We start from the raw sequence: 18,086 nt of genomic DNA, 5'->3' as shown, positions 1-18,086 counted from the left end.
CTTCACCATCCAGATCGGCCTGGCCGAGCTGCTTCGCCACCACGGTGCCGATGCCGGTGTGGTGGTTGGGCATTCGATGGGTGAGGCCGCAGGCGCCTACATCACCGGCGGTCTGTCCCTCGGTGACGCGGTGCGGGTCATCTGCCAGCGTTCGCGCCTGATGGGTGAGGCCGAGGCGACGCTGACCGGTGACAACATCAGGCTGATGGCGTTGGTGGAGTACAGCGCAGACGACATCGCCGGTGTTCTCGTCGACTACCCCGATCTCGAGATCTGTGTGTACGCCGCACCCACCCACACGGTGATCGGCGGTCCCGAGCCCCAGGTCGACGCCATCGTGGCGCGCGCCGAGAGTGAAGGCAAACTCGGCCGCAAGCTGGCCACCAAGGGTGCCAGCCACACGTCGCAGACCGACCCGCTCCTCGGTGAACTCGCCTACGAGCTCACCGGTATCGAGCCGTTGCGGCCGAAGATCGGCTTCTACAGCTCGGTTGATCGCGAAGAGTATTACCGTCCCGGCAGTGATCCGGTGCACGCGGTCGAGTACTGGACGAAGGGACTTCGGCACAGCGTCTGGTTCTCCCAGGCCGTGTCGAAGGCCGTCGAGAACGGGCACACCACATTTGTGGAGTTGTCGCCGAACCCGGCCGTGCTGATCTCGGTTGCCGCCGTCACCTTCGGCGCCGGTATCCACGACGCCGAACTCATCGAAACCTTGCGGCGCAAGGAAGACGAGAGCTACGGCGTGATCAACGCGATGATGAAGCTCTACGTGCACGGGCACCCGCTGGATGTTGGAACACTGTTCGGGCAGGGCGATTTCGCCGCCATCCCGCGGACCCGGTTCGAGCGCAAGCCGTACTGGCTGACCGCATCGATCTCCGGTGGATCCGGTGAGGGACGGATCCCGGGCTCGCATGTGGCGCTGCCCGACGGTCGTCACGTCTGGCAGGTCACGGCCTCGGCTGCCACCGATCTGACCGAGCTGGTGAAAGCGGCTGCCGAACAGGTGCTTTCAGATGTCCAGATCACGGCCTTGGTGCCTCACGGCGAGGCGGTTGGTGCCGGCACGTTGACCACCACGCTGGCGCCGCATCCGGGCGGGGCCGGCGTGCAGGTGCATGCGGCCGAGGGAAGTTCATTCCGGTTGCTGCTCGACGCCGTGGTGACGGCCGGCGCGGCGCCCGTTGCCGCGCCTGTCCTGACTCCGGCTGCGGAAGCGGCGCAGAACTCGGGATTCGTCGACGACACCGTGATCACCGAGCCGGAGGTCAGCGACGAGATCGGTGCCCGCTGGGATCCGAATTCCGGTGAGAGCATTGATGATCGGCTGGCCAACATCGTTGCCGAGTCCATGGGCTACGAAGCCGAGGACCTGCCGCGCGAGATCCCGCTGATCGAACTCGGGCTCGATTCGCTGATGGCCATGCGTATCAAGAACCGTGCCGAGTGGGAGTTCGACATCCCGCAGCTGCAGCTGCAGGCCATGCGTGAGGCCAACCTGCAAGATGTGGTCAAGTTCGTCACCTACGCGGTGGAGCATCGCGAGGAGGTGCAGGCCCTCGCCGACCAGGCCGAAGGCCAGGGCGAGATCGACACTGCTGCACTGGCAGAGCTCATCAACGCCGATCCCGCAGCGACCCCGGCCGAGATCGTGCCCGAGCCGGAACCAGAGGTTGCTCCGGTCGAGGTCGCCACGGAGACGAAGGTCGAACCTGCCGCTCCTGCAGAAGCCGCCGCTCCCGCAGCTGCGGCCACTGCCGCACCCGCGAATCTGAAGAGTCAGGCCGACGTCGCTGCCGCTGCCGGCGCCGATGTGCCGCCGCGCGATGCGGCCGAGCGGTTGACGTTTGGTGTGTGGGCCGTGGTGACCGGCAAGTCTGCCGGCGGCATCTTCAATCCGTTGCCGGTGCTCGACGACGAGATGGCGGAGAAACTGACCGCGCGTCTGTCCGAGCGGGCCGGCGGTGAGCTCGACGTCGAGGATGTCATCGACGCCGAGAACATCGAGACGATGTCGAATTACGTGCGTGAACACCTCGAAGGTGGTCTGGTCGACGGATTCGTCCGGTACCTGCGGACGCCCGAGAAGACCGAGCGCAAGCCGGTTCTGGTGTTCCATCCGGCGGGTGGGTCGACTGCGGCCTACGAGCAACTGCTCAAGAAGCTGCCCGAGGATGTGCCCGTGATCGGCTTCGACCGGGTCGAGGGCAGCATCGAAGAGCGTGTTCGGCAGTACTACCCGAAGCTCAAAGAGGTTCAGCCGGAAGGCCCGTACACCCTGGTCGGCTGGTCGCTCGGCGGGGGGCTGGCTTACGGATGCGCGCAAATGTTGGTCGAGGAAGGCAACGAGGTGGCGTTCGTTGGCCTGATCGATGTTGTTCGACCGTCAGAGCCGGTTCCCGACACCCCGGAGGCAAAGCGGGCGCGGCTGGAGCGATATTACGACTTCGCCAAGCGCACATACGGTCTCGATGACGCGCCGCTGCCGATGGACCGACTCGTGGAAGCCGATGACGAGGGCCAGTTCCGCATCATCATGGAGATGCTGGCGATGAGTGACGCCAAGATCCCCGGCGGCATCATCGAGCACCAGCGCACCAGTTTCCTCGACAATCGCGCGCTCTCAAATATCGAACCGACTCGATTCGACGGCAAGGTGGTGCTCTACCGCGCCGACCGGATGCATGAGGGTGCAATCGAACTCGAGCCGCAGTGGGCGCACATCGACGAAGACGGCCGGTGGGGCGAGGTCGTCGACGATCTCGACATCGTCCACGTCGGCGGCGACCATCTCTCGATTGTCGATGAGCCCTACATTGGAATTATCGGTGCCGATCTGACCACCCGGTTGGATGGGATCGCAGGAAGTGACCTTCAGTGACTGACACGACCGCCGGCAAACTCAAGGAGCTTCGCGAAAAGCTCGAGGCGGCAAAAGAACCCGGTGGACAGCGCGCTGTCGAAAAGCGGGCGGCAAAGGGTATCGGCTCGCCGCGCGACCGACTGAACATGCTGTTCGATCCGGGCACGTTTGTGGAGATCGGTCAGCTGGCCAAGATGCCGGGCGCTGCCGAGAGCGGGTACGGCGACGGTGTTGTCACCGGCCACGGAATGGTCAACGGCCGTCCGGTGGCGGCCTTTTCGCACGACCAGACGGTCTTCGGCGGAACGGTCGGCGAGATGTTCGGCCGCAAGGTTGCGGCGATCATGGAGTGGGCGGCCAAGATCGGTTGCCCCATGGTCGGTATCAACGACTCCGCCGGCGCCCGGATCCAGGACGCGGTCACTTCGCTGGCCTGGTACGCCGAGATGGGCCGCCGCAGCGACCTGCTGTCCGGCATGGCGCCGCAGGTCTCCGTGATTCTCGGCAAGTGCGCCGGTGGTGCGGTGTACAGTCCGGCCAACACCGACATCCTGGTGGGCGTCAAGGACCAGAGCTACATGTTCGTCACCGGGCCCGATGTGCTCAAACAGGTTACCGGCGAGGATGTTTCACCCGAGGACCTCGGTGGTTCGTACAACCAGGCGGCCTGGGGAAACATCCATCACCTGGCCGACGACGAGAAGGCCGCGTTCGACTGGGTTCGTGAGTACCTCGAGTACATGCCGTCGACCTGTTACGAGCGCGCACCGATCATCAACCCGGGCCTCGAACCCGAGGTCACCGAGAGCGACCTGTCGCTCAACACCTTCCTGCCCGACAGCGACAACGCCGGCTACGACATGCGCGACATCATCGTGAAGGTGTTCGACGACGGTGCGTTCCATGAGGTCGCCGAGTTGTTCGCGCCCAACATCGTCACCGGTTTCGCTCGGATCGACGGTATGTCCGTGGGTGTTGTCGCGAACCAGCCCAGCGTGTTGTCCGGTGTGCTGGATACCGATTCGTCGGAGAAAGCCGCGCGGTTCGTGCGAATCTGCAACGCATACAACATCCCGCTGATCTTTTTGGTCGACACCCCGGGCATCCTGCCGGGTCTCGAGGAGGAGCGGAAGGGCACGATCCGACGGTCGGGCCGTTTCCTCTACGCCTATGTCGAGGCCGACGTCCCGAAGATCACAGTGGTGCTGCGCAAGGCCTACGGCGGCGCGTATGCGGTGATGGGCAGCAAACAGCTCGGTGCCGATCTCAATTTCGCCTGGCCGACGGCCAAGATCGCGGTGATGGGTGCCGAGTCGGCGGCCGCGGTCCTGACCCGGAAGCAGACCGAGAACGCCACGCCGGAAGACGCCGCGAAGATCCGCAAGGACTTCATCGACTTCTACAACACCGCGATGGCCACGCCGTACCTGGCGGCCGAACGCGGCTACATCGATGCGGTCATCGAGCCGGCGAACACCCGGCTGGAACTGCGGCGGGCGTTGGCCCAGCTCAAGGACAAGCAGGTTCTGCGGACACCTCGCAAGCACTTCCTGATGCCGATCTGACGTCCTGGATCGCGCCTGCGGCCCACCCGCGCCACCTCTACGAAGACGCGCCACAAATATGTGGCGCGTCTTCGTAATTCCGGCTCGTTTGGCGATGTGGCCGTCGGATCGTGTGTATTCGGCCTGAGTCAGCTCTCGACGGGGTCGTCGACCCACTGCACCAGTTGCCACACGATTCCGTTGGGGTCCTCGAATTGGCAGTATCGTTCGCCCCACGGTTCGGTCTCCGGCGGTGTGACGACCTCTGCGCCCTGCGCGGAGATCCGTGAGAACTCGGCATCGATGTCATCGACCACGAAGGCGATGAGCAGGCCCTGACCTGCGGCTCCGGCAATGGACGCGGGCTTGAAGGTCGCGAGCCCGGTGCGCAGGAAGATCACGTTGAGGCCGGCATCCGGGTGGCTCAGTGAGATGAAGCCGTCGGAAACCATCACCTCGGTGAACCCGAAGTGCTTCTGTGCGAAGGACGCCGACGCGTTGACGTCATCGACATTGAGAGAAAGCGCGGTGCTCGTGATCTTCAAGGGACCTCCCGAATCGAAAAACAAAGTACGGCGTACGAGGTTACCCGATCGGTCGAGTTCTGGCTTAGGCTTTGATCATGTGGCTTCGGTTCATCCACGGTGCAGGTGGCTACGTCGACGATCGGGAACTGGCAGGCGGTCTCGGTGTTGCGGTCGGCGCCGCGGTCGACATGCCGCACATTCCCGACGATGACATGTCATTTGAGGCGTGGGCGTCCCCGGTGCGGCGCGCGCTGGCGTCGATGGGCGCGGCGGATCTGCTGATCGCCCATTCGTTCGGCGCCTCGGTGCTGCTGCGAGTGCTCGCAGAAGAAGCGCGGACGATCCCGTCGAGGGCGGTGCTGCTGGCAATGCCGGACTGGAGTCCGCAGGGATGGGACATCGCCGAGTACGCGTTCGACGGGCCCGAGCCGGGTCAGGTGCTGTCGTTGCATCACTGTCGTGACGACGAGGTGGTGCCGGTCGACCATCTCGCGGTGAACTCGAGGCGGCTGCCCTCGGCGCGGGTTCACGAACACCGCTCGGGCGGTCACCAGTTCGACGGCCTGGTGGAAGTGATTGCAGCGGACGCACTTCACGTGCGGTGACCCGGTGTCAGCCTTGGCGCCGCACGATTTCGGCGATCCAGGTGGGGGCGAACGGGGACGTGCAGTTCGTGGGTGTGGGGTCGAACCACTTGTTACGGAGCTCTTCGGCGTTCGGATTCTTCTTCACGATGTAGTTCACCAGCCAATCGCGCACCTTGGCGGCGCGCGCCTCACGGAGCATGCGGTCCAGTTGCTCCGCGGTGTAGATGCGTGGCCGGCTGATCAGCCGAGCCAGTAACCGGGCGGCGGTGTCATCGGTCTGCCAGAGTTCGTCGGCGAGGTCCTGCTGTTTCTTCAGCCGCTTCGCGACCGCCCGGAGCTTGGTGAGGTTCACGCCGTGGTCGTCGCCATGGCGCTCGTTCACGGCTCTCATCTTCGGGTCTTCCAGCGCGGCCAGCTCGGCCATCACCTCGGACGCGGTCGTCTCAGTCATCGAGCCCCCGTGCGGACAGTGCATCGGCGAAGTGGTCGGCGAGGTGTAACGCGCCCAGGACCACCGGTACGGCCAGTCTATGTGGCATGAACTTCAGGCCTCGGGCACGACGGGCCTCATCGACCTGGGTGATGAGTTCGACCATCAGCGGGATCGACCGAATGGCAAGGGCCAGAACCAAAGCCATCCGGTCGGGGCGAAGTCCGAAACGTTGCAGCGGGGAGAACATGCGGGTCAAGGCGGCCAGCATGTCCATGGTGCGGGTCGTCAGCGAGACCACGATGGCAAGAGCAACCGACAGGATCATCACACCGCAGACCACCACCGCCCGTTCCCAACTCGCGAAGATGACCTGAAAAGTGAAGATCATCAACACAACCCAGAACAACGGTCGCAATGATGTGAGCACCACCCGCATCCGGAGCCGGGCGATCAGGAACACTGCGACCACAACGATGATGCCGAACGGCAATCGCTCCGGGGTGGTGATGAGCGCGGTCATCACGATCACCACAACACCCAGTGCGACTAGCTTGAGCCCTGCGGGGAGTCGATGGATGGGCGAGTTCCCCGGTTGGTAGACACCCAGTGCGTTGCTCATGCCATCAGTGCCCGATAGTGCGGAAGTGCTTCTCCGGGAGGGCCGTCGGCGACCACGCCGCCGCCGTCGATCACGATCACGCGGTCGAAATCAGACACCAATTCGAGGTCATGGCTCACCACGATCAGCTGTTGCGCCAGTCCGGCGAACACGCCGCGGATCATCGCGCTGTTGCGGAGGTCGAGGAGCGTGGTGGGCTCGTCGGCGACGATGATCGACGGCTCGGTCACCAGGATCGACGCCAGGGCCAACAATTGCTTCTGGCCTCCGGAGAGCTTCTGGGCGGGGTGGTCGGCATGCCCGGAGAGCCCGAATCGGGCGAGCACCTCACCGACCCGAACCGCGACATCGGACTTGGACAGCCTCCCTCGCGAGAGCGACAACGCCACGTCTTCGCCGACGGTCGGCATGATGATCTGGCGGTCGGGGTCGGTGAAGACGAATCCGACTTCTTTGCGGATCGCGCGGACCTTGCGCTTGGTGTCGAGACCGTTGACCTCCACGGTGCCACTGTCGGGGATGATCAGGCCGTTGATCATCCTGGCGAGCGTCGATTTCCCGCTGCCGTTGGACCCGACGATCCCGATCCGCTGCTCGGTCAGTTCGAGGTCGACATCGCGCAGTACTGCTCGATCTGCGTAAGCATGGCTTACGCCTCGGAAGGTGACTCCCGACATCACCGTCGCTTCAGACGTAGACCGTTCAGGCGCAGCGGGGGGATCAGCCCGGGGTAGCCGCGATGAACCTGCCGGGCGACGAGTGCGGTGGCGGCCGCTTTCACGAGGTCGCCGGTCACGTAGATGCCGTTGGTGCTCAGTGCGGCCCACCAGGTCATGTCGGCGCGGATCATCAGGCCGATGGTGCCGAACAGGTAGATGACCCCGAGCCCGCCGAAGACGTTGATGACAAACCCCGGGATGACCCGGTACTTCGGCATCATCAGGGCGGTTCCGAGGCCGATCACGATGACCGCGGGCAGCCAGCCGATGAAGAATCCGGCCGTGGGGGAGGTGAGGGAGACAAGTCCGGTCCGTCCGCCGGCCAGGATCGGCAGACCGCAGATCGCCAGTGCGGCGAAGATCAGCACCGCCAGCGCGCCCTTGCGCCAGCCGAGAATGGCGCCGGCGAGCATCACGCCGAGGGTCTGCAACGTGATCGGGACACCGCTGGATCCGATCGTGATCGTCCCGGGAAGTCCGAGCGCCGCGATGAGGGCCGCAAAAACTGCTGCTTGCGCGAGGTCGCGGACGGTCAGTCCGACCGCGTTCTTCCGCTTCTCACCCTCGGTGGGCGCGGTCAATTCTGATGTCACGGTGATACCTCGTGCTGTGGGACGCCGGATGCTGCATCCGGGGTACGTCAGCCCGAATGGATGCGATTTCGATGTTGCGATTCGGTGGTCATTCTACGGATCGGCGTGATAGCGGTTTCGCTCCCCGTCACCATTTAGACATAAGTCACGAATCGTCGCTAGTGTGGAGATATGCCCAAGGCGCTACCGGTCATCGACATTGCTTCGCCGATCTGCTGTGCCCCGGTGTCGGCGGCGCCGCTGACCGACGACGATGCCCTGGAGATCGCGCTGCGACTCAAGGCCCTGGCAGATCCGGTCCGGATCAAGATGATGTCGATCCTGCTCACCGCCGACAGTGGCGAGGCGTGCACCTCCGACCTGGCCGAGCTGCTCACGTTGTCGGAGGCGACGGTCAGCCACCACCTCGGGCAGCTCCGAAAGGCCGGAATGGTGCAGTCGGTGCGGCGCGGAATGAACGTCTTCCACGCCGCCCACCCGGATGCGCTCAACGCCCTGCGAGGTGTGCTCGATCCCGACTGCTGCCGCTGAGGTGAATCACTCGTCGGCGTTGTCCTCGTCGGGATGGCGGATGCTCCCGGCGAGCATCACTCCCAGTGCGAACCCCGCGATGGGGAACAGGAACGCCCAGGCGAATCCCACCTCGGGCAGGTGCCCGGTGTCACCCTCGATGAGCTTGGCATCGTGAGGCACCACCCACACGGTGAACAGAATCGCGGCGCCGGCCAGGGTGCATCCGCCGACGGCGGCGACACTCAACAGCTCGCTGCGGGTGGCGCGGCTTGTGGTGGCTGTAACCCGGATGATCGCCCAGCCGACCAGACCCGCACACAGCGCGAAGACCGGTGGTGTCAGCCAGATGAGCAGTGGGATGTCGAGGGTGAGGTCTGTGCCGCGCGGGACGTGGAGAGTCGATGCGTCGCCGGAGATGTCGTCGGGCGCGATGAAGTACCAGGCGATCATCGCGATCACCCCGACCCCGAACCCGAGGACCGCCGCACGCGCCCAGATCGGAAGCGGGAGTTGCTTGAGCATCGCTGCTGAGTCTGTCAGGTATCAGCTGCCGGGTCCGGCGAATCGTCGCGGTAGCGGCAGATCCGTTGCGCCGCTGAGCCCGTGATGAACCTCGTGCGGGCAGGTTGCGCGGTAGGTACATGCATGGTGCAGTCGACCTACATCTACGGGTAGGAGCTACTGATGGACGAGCGGGACTTCGGATCTCTGGCGGACATCGAGCAGCGTGTGCTCTGGCTCGCGACGTCGATGATTCACCACGCCAATCGGGTTCGACCGAACACGACGGGACTGAAGGTCGGGGGCCACCAGGCTTCGTGTGCCTCGATGGTGTCGATCATGACAGCGCTCTGGTTCGACCAGTTGCGTCCCGGAGATCGGGTTGCGGTCAAACCTCACGCCTCGCCCGTCCTGCACGCGATCAATTACCTGCTCGGCGAGCTCGACGAGTCGTACATGACTCGACTACGCGAGTTCGGTGGGCTGCAGAGCTACCCGAGTCGGACGAAAGACCCTGATCCAGTGGACTATTCGACCGGATCGGTCGGGATCGGCGCCACCGCACCCATCTGGGGAGCGGTGGCCAGGCGCTATGTGGAGACCACCTTCGGCAGTGCGGGCACGGGCCGGCAGTACTCGCTGGTCGGCGATGCCGAGCTGGACGAAGGCGCCGTGTGGGAAGCGATCCTCGATCCGTCGGTGGCCGAACTCGGCGAAGTCGTCTGGATCGTCGACCTCAATCGGCAGTCGCTGGACCGAGTGGTCCCGAACATCGCCGCCGACCGTCTGGAGAAGATGTTCGGTGCGGCCGGATGGCAGGTCATCACGGTCAAATTCGGTGCGCTGCTCGAGGATCTGTTCCATCGTCCCGGCGGGCAGGCGTTGCGCAGTCGCATCCTGCAGATGCCGAACCCGGAGTATCAGCGACTGCTGCGCTGCCAGGCCGACGAACTCCGTACGCGACTGCCCGGCGACGGTCCCGGAGCAGACGAGGTGGCCGAGCTGATCGCCGGACTCGACGATGGCACCCTCACCCGCGCGATCCGGAACCTCGGCGGCCACGACCTCGACGCATTGCGCAAGGCATACAGCACGATCGACGACACCCGCCCGACGATCATCATCGCCTACACGATCAAGGGCCACGCCCTCCCGACCGAAGGCCATCCGCAGAACCACTCATCGCTGCTGACCGTGCCTCAATACGAGGAACTCGGCGCCGGTTTGGGTATGGACCCGGCGAACCCCTGGGCCCGGTTCGACGAGACGACGGCCGCGGGCCTGCTGTGCGCGGAGACCGCTGCTGCGCTGCACCGCGACGACATCGCCCCGAGCGCGCCGCCACAGGTGCCCGCCGACTTCGGGCGGACACCGTCCGGCACGTCCACCACCCAGGCCGCGCTCGGACGTGCCCTGCTGGACCTCAGTCGTGAATCTCCCGACGCCGCACAGCGCGTGGTGACCGTGAGCCCCGATGTCAGTTCCACCACCAATCTTGCGGGATGGCTCAACAAGGTCGGCGTGTGGTCGCCGGCGCAGCGACGGAACTGGTTCGACGACGATTCCGAGACGATCATGCATTGGCGCGAACAACCCACCGGCCAGCACATGGAACTCGGTATCGCCGAGACGAACCTCGTCGGCCTGATGGGTGAACTCGGTGCCACCTGGAGTCGTTGGGGTGAACCGCTGTTCCCGATCGGCGTGATGTACGACCCGTTTGTGGAACGGGCACTCGAACCGTGGTCGTACGGAATCTACGCCGGTGGCCAGTCGATCCTGGTCGGTACACCGTCTGGCGTCACCCTGGCGGCTGAAGGTGGTGCGCACCAGTCGATCACGACACCGTCGATCGGGCTGGAGCAGCCGGGGTGTGTCAGCTATGAGCCGGCGTTCGCCGTCGACGTGGAGTGGATCCTGTTGTCCTGCATCGGACGTCTGGGCCGGCCGGGCGGCAGTTCGTCGTACCTGCGGTTGTCCACCCGCCCCGTCGATCAGCGACTCGCCGCGGTACCGACCGACCCGGCTGCCCGGGAACGTCGCCGCCGGCAGGTGGTGGCCGGTGCGTATACGGCCCGGCCGGTGTCGAATCCACGCGTCAGCTTGGTGGCGGTGGGCGCGATGCTCACCGAAACGCTCAGGGCGGCAGACCGACTCGCCGACCAGGACATCGCCGCGGAGGTGGTCTGCGTGACCAGTCCGGGGCTGCTCTTCGAAGCCCTGCAGGCCCGCCGCGGACACGGTGACGCGCCGACCTGGATTCTCGACCAGGTATTCCCGGCCGAGCGCCCCGCGCCGATCGTGTCAGTACTCGACGGACATCCCCACACTCTGGCGTTCTTGCAGACCATCAACCGGGTCCGCGGAATCTGCCTCGGCGTCAGCAGGTTCGGGCAGGTCGGCACACTCGACGACGTCTATCTCTACCACGGCATCGACACCGACAGCATCGTGCGTTCCGCCCTCGACCTGACGCAGTAGCCACCCGAAGATGGTGGGTCTTGGCGAGTAAGACCCCAGGTGGGCCTCACCAGAACCCACCACTTTCGGGGGTCGGGTCGGGTCAGTAGCGGGCTCCGCGCATCGGGGCCGGATCGTACAGCCCTGAATGGGTGGTCGAACCGATCTCGAGTTCGGCGGTCTTCGCCTCGGTGATGGCGGTGAACTGCTGCAGTGAGCCCCAGTCCCGGCCCCAGTCGTTCCGCAGGTACGACGGAACGATGGTGGGCCGCAACATGGCCTGGGTGATACCGAGCGGTCCGCCGGCGTCACCGGACATCCACGTCTGCGAGTTCTGACGGGTGGCCTGCGCGTCCGGCAGGATGCGCCACTTCGGCACCTCGATCACGCCGTACTTCACGGCCATCGGCTGCTGGCATGGGAACACCAACGCCGGCAGCCAGTCGATCATGACCGGATCCTTCTGACCGACAAGGTCGTTGAGGGTCTCCATCTTCGTGATGCGCGGCGGGGTGAATGCCAGCCACTGATCCGGTGCGCCGGCGGTGTCCGACGCGATCACCCGCACCAGCGAGGCCCCGGTCGGGGCGTCGCTGAGTGGGAATCGCAGATTCCGCCAGATCGGCGGCTCGCCGATGTCGATGGGGCTCAGCTGGCCCAGGGGCTCAACGGTGTTGCCCGGTCCGGGACGGCCGAACTCGACAACGAGTTTCTGGCCGGGCTGCGGGATCCCGTCACCGTCGACCGCTTGGATGCGCCCGGACGCCGACAACGTCAGCAGCGGGGCTGCGGAGTTCGCCTCGGGCATCTGGTACCAGGCCGACGTCGCCGAACCGCCGGAAGAACCGTAGCTGCCGAGCACCGGGGTGTTGGCCGGGTTGAGACCGAACGGCAGACGCGCCGTCGAGCCGTTCACACCGAGAGCTCCCTGGCCGCCGCCGGTTCCGGTCTCGTCGGTTTCGTCGGTTTCGTCGGAACCGGCTCCGGTCTGCGCGGTGTTCTGCGCGGTGGTGGCCTCGGTGGATTCCGTGGCGTCCACGGACAAGTCGTTGGGCACACCGTTCGGAGTGAAGCCGGTCACGTCGGTGCCGGCGAGTGCTTCGCCCGGGGTCAGGTCGACCTGGCCCTCGACCGTTGCCGGCTGTAGCAGCCCGAGGTTCGGATCTGGTTCCACGAGAACATCATTGGCCAATGCGCAGGTATCACCTTGCAGGGCAGCGAGGTTCGAGTTGAGCCAGGACCAACTGTCGCGCTGTTCGTAGGCCGCCTTGACAAACGAGAGCAGCATGAACAGCACCACCAGGCCGGAGATGACGGGCATGGGGGAGAACGCGAATCGGTGCCAGAACCGCGAGCCCTCGGTGCGCTGTTCGGCACCGACGTAGTCGTCCCGGAAGTGCTGATACAAACCGACGAGTGTGGTGGCGACAGCGATCACCAGGATGATCCAGGTGACCTTGATCCCGGCGATGGCCGGAGGCTGATCCCACCACGGGATGCCGTAGCTCGCCACGAACCACCAGCCGTTGGTGCCGGCGAACGACAGTGCGGCCACATAGAGAACAGCAGCCGCGAAGAACGTGCGATTTCGCCTGCGCCGCAAGATGGCCGGAGCCATCATCGCTCCGGCTGCCGCGGCGAGGGCGGCGCCGATACCCGCGTAGACACCGAGGTGGTGTGTCCACTTGGTGGGGGTGAAGGCGAGGAAGAACATGAAGCCGAAGACGCCGGCCACCAGACGCCAGGTGGGGCCCTTCGGGATACCCATCGGTGTGCGGCGGCGCAGCAGCATCAGCAGGACGACCACCAGGCACAGGAATGCCATCAGGATGCCGAAGCGGCGCGACAGGGTGCCATCCGCCGTCGGCAGCATCAGGTAGTAGTACCGAACCGGTTCCTGCCACCACTCGAGTGTCGGACCCACCTCCGAGGCAACCGTCGACGACGTCAGGATCGTGGCCAGGGTTTGGTCGGCAAAGATGTTGTACAGCACCGCGGTACCGGCCGCCAGGATCGGCATGAGCAACGGCAGCAGCCCGTCACGGCCACGTCGGGCCATGATGCGGCGGAGCAACGGCCGGATACCGGCGAGCAGCAGGGCCACGGCCATCAGGCCGCCGGGTGCCAGTGCCAGCGTGAACGAGGCGATGATCGCCGCGACCGCCAGCGGCAGTAATCGGCCGGTCGCGATGGAGCGGTCCACTGAACACCAGGTCAGCAGCGCGCCGACCGCCAGAGCCGGCTCCGGGCGCAGGCCGTTGTTGAACGGCATCCAGATCGCGAGGAACACAAACAGCGCCGACCACAGGGCCGGGGTCGAATTGCGGACCGTGCGGCCCAGACGTGGGATCACCTCGCGGGAGATCAACCACCAGCCGAGCAGTCCGAGCAGGAAGGCGGGCAGTCGCATCCACGGGGCCGATAGACTCACGTTGGTCATGGCCGAGATCACCTGGTAGTGCCATCCGAAAGGATCTTGTGGCACACCGTAATAGCGGTAGTAATTGTCGACGTACCCGGCTTCACCGGCGATGCGTCCGACGGTGAAGTTGTAACCGTCGTCTGAGGTGTTGGAGCCCATCAGCCACCACAGGCCGAGGATCGCGAACACCACCACGTCCGAGATCCGGATCGTCCACCACCGGGCCGGGAGGAACCGGGTGTGCCCGCGGCCGTCGCGCGCATCGAGCAGCGCCAGGGCGATCAGGGACACCACGGTCATCACGATGCCGATGACCATCGCGGCGAACTTCAGGTTGGTCGGGGTGGTGACGAACCGGGTGTCGATGGTGGCCGAGAAGGCCATTCCCTCGGGCGATGCGCCGTCGGGCAACTCGGTGAACACACCGACGATCTGGGGTCGCAGGTTCGGGTCGGGGACATCGAACGAGAGCTGACCTTCGGTGCCGCCGTCGACGATGTCGCCGTAGGCCCGTTCCCCGTCGGCGTTGAAATTGATCCGGCAATCCGGATTGGCCTGGGCCACAGCACGATCTGCGGTCAGCAAGACCACGTCACGGTCGGTGACGGTGATGCTGTCGGAGGTGGCCCGGATGAACAGGCCTCGCGACGTCGCGTCCTGACCGCCGACCGGCAGTGTCGAGAGCAAGACGCCGCCACGGGACGGGAGTTCCGCGGCCGACGTACAGGGCACGGACACCCGCACGTCGGTCGGCACGAACGACACCAGAGGTGCCGCCACATTGACGACTTGGTTGTCCTGCGGCCAGTTGAGCTGGGCGGTGGTCTGATTCACCGGCATCAGCGGACTGAGGCAGGCGAGGAGGAAACCGATGAGACCGGTGACCACCGCAACTATTTTGACGTTCCGGTACCCGGGGCCGGCAAATCTGCTCACTGACCCGTTTTTACTGATGATGCTCGTCTTTTCACTCATTTTCTTGCGGCACCACTCTCAGCGGACCGGTGCGCGACCAGCCCCATTTCGTTTCGGTACCGGTCACGATGTTTGCTTCCGGAGCGTCGGGCACCAGCGGGGTCAGGATCTCCAGCGAACCCCACGAGCGATACCAGTCGTCATCGAGGTAGGTCGCGACGGTGTTGGCGCTCGTGACGGATTCACTGACACCGAGCACGCCGCCGTCTTCGGCTGCCTGCCAGGTCTTCGACTGTGACACCGCCGTGGTGCGGTCCGGCAGGATCCGCCACTCGGGGATCTCCGCGACCCCGTTTGTGATGGCAAACGGCCGCTGGCACGGGAATTGGCTCGCCACGCTGAAGTCGATCAGGGTCGGATCCTGCGAGCCGACGACCTCTTGCAACGTCTCCAGCTGCGGTGCGCGTGGCGGGGTGATGGCCAGCCACTGTTTCAGGTTGACGTTGTTGTCCTTGGCGATGATCCGCATGCCGGTGGCCTGGGTGGGCACCTGGTCCATCGGGATCACGAGGTTGCGCCAGGACCTGTTCGGCTTGTCCGGCCCGGGATCGATGGGACGGATCTGCGGTCCGACGTCGGTGAAGGTGCCGTCGGCTTCGGCGATACCGAATTGGATCATCAGCTGCTGCCCGAAGGTCATGACGCCTTCTTCGTTCAGGGTGAGGACGGGCCCGGCGGCGCTGAAGGCGAGGATCGGGGAGGCATCACGGTCCGGCAGCTCGTACCAGTCGGTCATCAAAGTGGCTTCGCCCGAGTCGTATCCGTAACTACCGAGTACCGGCGTGGTGGCCGGGTCCAGTCCGAACGGAAGAGCGACGGTTGAGCCGTTGACCGTCTCGGGCCCGTAACCACCGGCGATGCCGGCCCCGGATCCGACGACCACGAAGGGCTTGTTGAAGCTCGCCGACACATTCATCTGACCGGGACGGGCGGAATCGGCTTCGGGGGTGAGACTCTCGGCCACGCCGTTCGGGGTGAAACCGACCGGGTTCTCACCGGCGAGGGCATCGGAGACCGAGACGTCACCGGCCGGTGTCAGCATGCCCTTGTTGGGGTCCTGCTCGACCAGTACGGCGTCGGCCATCGCGCAGGTGTTGCCGGTGAGCGTGGCGAGGTTGGCGTCGAGGACCGTGTACGCCGGGTACCGGGAGAGCGCGGCTTTCGCGAAGACCGCCAGCATGCAGATCACCATGAATCCGGCGATCAACGCGATGGGGGAGGAGGCGATGTTGAGCCGGCGACGGTCGGACTTGTCTGCCTTTTCATCAGTGCCGGTATGGACGAGGCCCTTGTTCTTGACGAAGTCGAGGCGCAGGTGCTGCCAGACGGCAACCGCAGCAGCGACCACGGCGAGGACGAGGAAGATCGTGGAGACCTCACGGCCGGCCAGGACAGGCGCCTTGTCGAACCAGGAGATGCCGAAGTCGTACGCGAACGGCCAGGAGTTGTCGCCGGCCATCGCAGCTGCGAGGGCGAACATCAGCCCGGCGATGAACACCGACAGATTGCGGGTGGATCGGGCGGCCGACTGTGCGACGGCGATGGTCGCGGTGGCGGCCAGCGCGGCGGCGAACCCGGCAAAGATGCCGAAGTGGATCGTCCACTTGGTCGGGGTGAACATCAGCAACAGCAGTGTGATCAGCGTGGCGCCGAGGACGCGCCACACCGGGCCGGGATCGACGGCCCGAATCTTGTTGCGTCGCAACATCACCGCCAGTGTCACAAACACCGAGGCCAGCAGCAGGAGCAGCGGGACCCGGCGGGTCAGCGCGCCATCCGGTGTGGTGACGGTGATGAAGTAGTAGCGCAGGTACTCCTGCCACCACGAGATCGTGGGGCCGACGATGTAGCGGGTCCGGACCGCGTCGAAGACGGTTGCCAGCGTCTGGTCGCGGAACACCACGAGCACGACAAGGGAGGCGGCGGCCGCGGACGGTGCCGCCAAGGCCGCCAGGTTCAGCCACCGGCTGCGTGTTGTGACCGCCGATTCCCGACTGCGTTCGATCACGATTCGCAGCATCGGACGGGCGCCGACGATCAGGACGGCGATTGCGATGACACCCTGCGGTGCCACGGCCAGCGTCAGACCGGCGACCATCGCGGCCGCGGCAGCCGGGAACAGGCGTCGGGTGGCGATGGCCTGTTCGACGGCCCACCAGGTGAGCAGTGAACCGAGAATGACGATCGACTCGCTCCGCAACCCGCTGGCGAAGGGCATCCAGAACGCGGTGAACACGGCCGCTGCAGCCCAGACGGCCCAGGCGCTGCGGCGTACGCCGGCGCCCAGCCGCGGCAGGAGAACCCGCGAGAGGATGAACCAGGACGCCAGACCGGCCAGCAGGGACGGGATCCGCATCCACACACCCGACGTCGACACCTCCGACCAGGCGGCGAGGAACGAGTAGTACCAGTCGAACGGGGCTTCCGCGATTCCGTAGAAGCGGTAGTAGTTGGCCAGGTATCCGGCCGATTCCGACACCCGGCCCATGTTGAGGATGTATCCGTCGTCGGGGGTTCCGGCGCCGAGGAAGTGCCAGATCAGCAGGACCGCGGTCACCGCGAGGTCGGTGGCGCGCGGGCGCAGCAACTGCTTCCAGGAACGTCTCCCGAAGTTGCGGTGGTAGCCGTCGATGCGGTCGAGCAGCACCAGGCAGACCAGCGAGACCGCGATGGCGATCACACCGAGGGCCACGACAAGGGACTTGATCAGTGTTGGCGAGTTGTCGAAGCGGGTGTCGACGGTGGTGGTGACCGACAGTCCCTGTGCGGCAGCCGCTTCCACGTCAGATGTCGACAGGCCGGTGAACACCCCGTCGAACTGCGGGCGCGAGTCGATGCCGAGCAGACCGGCGGGGCCGAGCCCGACGAACTCGGCGCCGGCGCCGCTCGGAGTCGACCAGATGTGGAGTTCGCGGCATTGCGGGCTGCCGATGTCGGTGCGCGAGGCGCTCGTCGCGAGTTCGTTGCGGAACACGACCGTCACGGCGTTCGCCGACGCGTTGACCACCAGGGCGTTCTGGTTGTACCGCTCGGCCCCGGCCGGCATGGTCGCCAGGACCAGCCCGCCGGCCTCCGGAAGCGTCCCGATCAGTGAGCAGGGGATGGTCGCGTCGAAAGCCTGCGGCGTCTGCGCGATCAGCGGCGCGGTGACCGATGCGGTCTCCGAAGAAAGCTGCTGGCCGGTGGGCCATTCGATCGTCGACGTGGACTGCTTGACGGGCAGCAAGGGTGAGATCGCACAGAACACGATCCCCACCAGACCGGCCACGATCGCGACCAGGCGGACTGTCCCCGCACTGGGGATGTGAGAGGACACAGGCACGAGAG

13 protein-coding genes are annotated in these 18,086 nt (G+C 65.5%); 5 read left to right on the top strand and 8 right to left on the bottom strand.

Translation table 11 applies throughout. The features are described from left to right. Both VIQ49_RS11925 and VIQ49_RS11920 read left to right on the top strand, forming a co-directional pair. Positions 1-2,884, top strand: a 2,884-nt coding sequence (locus VIQ49_RS11925; protein WP_331884753.1) for an acyltransferase domain-containing protein, incomplete at its 5' end; no start/stop codon positions are given. Then, the gene (locus VIQ49_RS11920; protein WP_331884751.1) at positions 2,881-4,431 is read left to right on the top strand and encodes an acyl-CoA carboxylase subunit beta; all 1,551 of its coding nucleotides are present in this window, start codon (positions 2,881-2,883) and stop codon (positions 4,429-4,431) included. The genes VIQ49_RS11925 and VIQ49_RS11920, both read left to right, overlap by 4 nt. Positions 4,432-4,559: 128 nt before the next feature. Here the strand turns inward: VIQ49_RS11920 and VIQ49_RS11915 are convergent, their stop codons facing one another. Beyond that, entirely contained in the window at positions 4,560-4,955 is a 396-nt protein-coding gene (locus VIQ49_RS11915; RefSeq protein WP_331884749.1) for a VOC family protein, read from the bottom strand. Between the two features lie 77 nt (positions 4,956-5,032). Between VIQ49_RS11915 and VIQ49_RS11910 the strand changes: the two genes are divergently transcribed. Continuing rightward, positions 5,033-5,542, top strand: a complete 510-nt coding sequence (locus VIQ49_RS11910) for an alpha/beta hydrolase (RefSeq protein WP_331884747.1) — start codon at positions 5,033-5,035, stop codon at positions 5,540-5,542. A 7-nt stretch (positions 5,543-5,549) separates the two neighbouring features. Here the strand turns inward: VIQ49_RS11910 and VIQ49_RS11905 are convergent, their stop codons facing one another. From VIQ49_RS11905 to VIQ49_RS11890, 4 genes are read right to left on the bottom strand one after another with little or no spacing between them, the layout of a single operon-like run. Next, positions 5,550-5,975 carry a DNA alkylation repair protein gene (locus tag VIQ49_RS11905; RefSeq protein ID WP_331884745.1) on the bottom strand — a complete coding sequence of 142 codons (426 nt, stop codon included), beginning with the start codon at positions 5,973-5,975 and terminating at the stop codon, positions 5,550-5,552. Then, on the bottom strand, positions 5,968-6,576 hold the full coding sequence (locus tag VIQ49_RS11900; protein ID WP_331884743.1) for an energy-coupling factor transporter transmembrane protein EcfT: 609 nt from the start codon (positions 6,574-6,576) through the stop codon (positions 5,968-5,970). Before VIQ49_RS11900 ends, VIQ49_RS11905 begins: the two co-directional genes overlap by 8 nt. Next, entirely contained in the window at positions 6,573-7,253 is a 681-nt protein-coding gene (locus VIQ49_RS11895; protein WP_331884741.1) for an ABC transporter ATP-binding protein, read from the bottom strand. The genes VIQ49_RS11900 and VIQ49_RS11895 overlap by 4 nt, the downstream gene beginning before the upstream one ends. Next, positions 7,253-7,876, bottom strand: a complete 624-nt coding sequence (locus VIQ49_RS11890; protein WP_331884755.1) for a biotin transporter BioY — start codon at positions 7,874-7,876, stop codon at positions 7,253-7,255. Before VIQ49_RS11890 ends, VIQ49_RS11895 begins: the two co-directional genes overlap by 1 nt. A 183-nt stretch (positions 7,877-8,059) precedes the next feature. On the opposite strand from VIQ49_RS11890, the gene VIQ49_RS11885 reads away from it, so the two are divergent. Continuing rightward, positions 8,060-8,419 carry an Rv2640c family ArsR-like transcriptional regulator gene (locus tag VIQ49_RS11885; protein WP_331884739.1) on the top strand — a complete coding sequence of 120 codons (360 nt, stop codon included), beginning with the start codon at positions 8,060-8,062 and terminating at the stop codon, positions 8,417-8,419. Between the two features lie 6 nt (positions 8,420-8,425). Here VIQ49_RS11885 and VIQ49_RS11880 read toward each other — a convergent pair whose 3' ends face one another. Next, entirely contained in the window at positions 8,426-8,923 is a 498-nt protein-coding gene (locus VIQ49_RS11880; protein WP_331884737.1) for a hypothetical protein, read from the bottom strand. A gap of 162 nt (positions 8,924-9,085) precedes the next feature. On the opposite strand from VIQ49_RS11880, the gene VIQ49_RS11875 reads away from it, so the two are divergent. Next, complete coding sequence (locus VIQ49_RS11875; protein ID WP_331884735.1) at positions 9,086-11,383, top strand: transketolase-like TK C-terminal-containing protein; 2,298 nt, start codon at positions 9,086-9,088, stop codon at positions 11,381-11,383. An 82-nt stretch (positions 11,384-11,465) separates the two neighbouring features. Here VIQ49_RS11875 and VIQ49_RS11870 read toward each other — a convergent pair whose 3' ends face one another. Together VIQ49_RS11870 and VIQ49_RS11865 are read right to left on the bottom strand one after the other, a co-directional pair. Beyond that, complete coding sequence (locus VIQ49_RS11870; protein ID WP_331884733.1) at positions 11,466-14,759, bottom strand: arabinosyltransferase domain-containing protein; 3,294 nt, start codon at positions 14,757-14,759, stop codon at positions 11,466-11,468. Beyond that, complete coding sequence (locus VIQ49_RS11865; protein ID WP_331884731.1) at positions 14,752-18,081, bottom strand: arabinosyltransferase domain-containing protein; 3,330 nt, start codon at positions 18,079-18,081, stop codon at positions 14,752-14,754. Before VIQ49_RS11865 ends, VIQ49_RS11870 begins: the two co-directional genes overlap by 8 nt. Positions 18,082-18,086: the final 5 nt, after the last annotated feature.

Source organism: Williamsia sp. (genome assembly GCF_036566845.1).
Classification (GTDB): domain Bacteria; phylum Actinomycetota; class Actinomycetes; order Mycobacteriales; family Mycobacteriaceae; genus Williamsia.
This window is presented reverse-complemented; position numbering and strand designations above follow the sequence as displayed.

Bases quoted from the DNA above. Each gene is read 5' to 3' on its own strand.
- VIQ49_RS11910 (WP_331884747.1), top strand. From the start codon at position 5,033: ATGTGGCTTCGGTTCATCCACGGTGCAGGTGGCTACGTCGACGATCGG.
- VIQ49_RS11905 (WP_331884745.1), bottom strand. From the start codon at position 5,975: ATGACTGAGACGACCGCGTCCGAGGTGATGGCCGAGCTGGCCGCGCTG.
- VIQ49_RS11900 (WP_331884743.1), bottom strand. From the start codon at position 6,576: ATGAGCAACGCACTGGGTGTCTACCAACCGGGGAACTCGCCCATCCAT.
- VIQ49_RS11895 (WP_331884741.1), bottom strand. From the start codon at position 7,253: ATGTCGGGAGTCACCTTCCGAGGCGTAAGCCATGCTTACGCAGATCGA.
- VIQ49_RS11885 (WP_331884739.1), top strand. From the start codon at position 8,060: ATGCCCAAGGCGCTACCGGTCATCGACATTGCTTCGCCGATCTGCTGT.
- VIQ49_RS11880 (WP_331884737.1), bottom strand. From the start codon at position 8,923: ATGCTCAAGCAACTCCCGCTTCCGATCTGGGCGCGTGCGGCGGTCCTC.
- VIQ49_RS11875 (WP_331884735.1), top strand. From the start codon at position 9,086: ATGGACGAGCGGGACTTCGGATCTCTGGCGGACATCGAGCAGCGTGTG.
- VIQ49_RS11870 (WP_331884733.1), bottom strand. From the start codon at position 14,759: ATGAGTGAAAAGACGAGCATCATCAGTAAAAACGGGTCAGTGAGCAGA.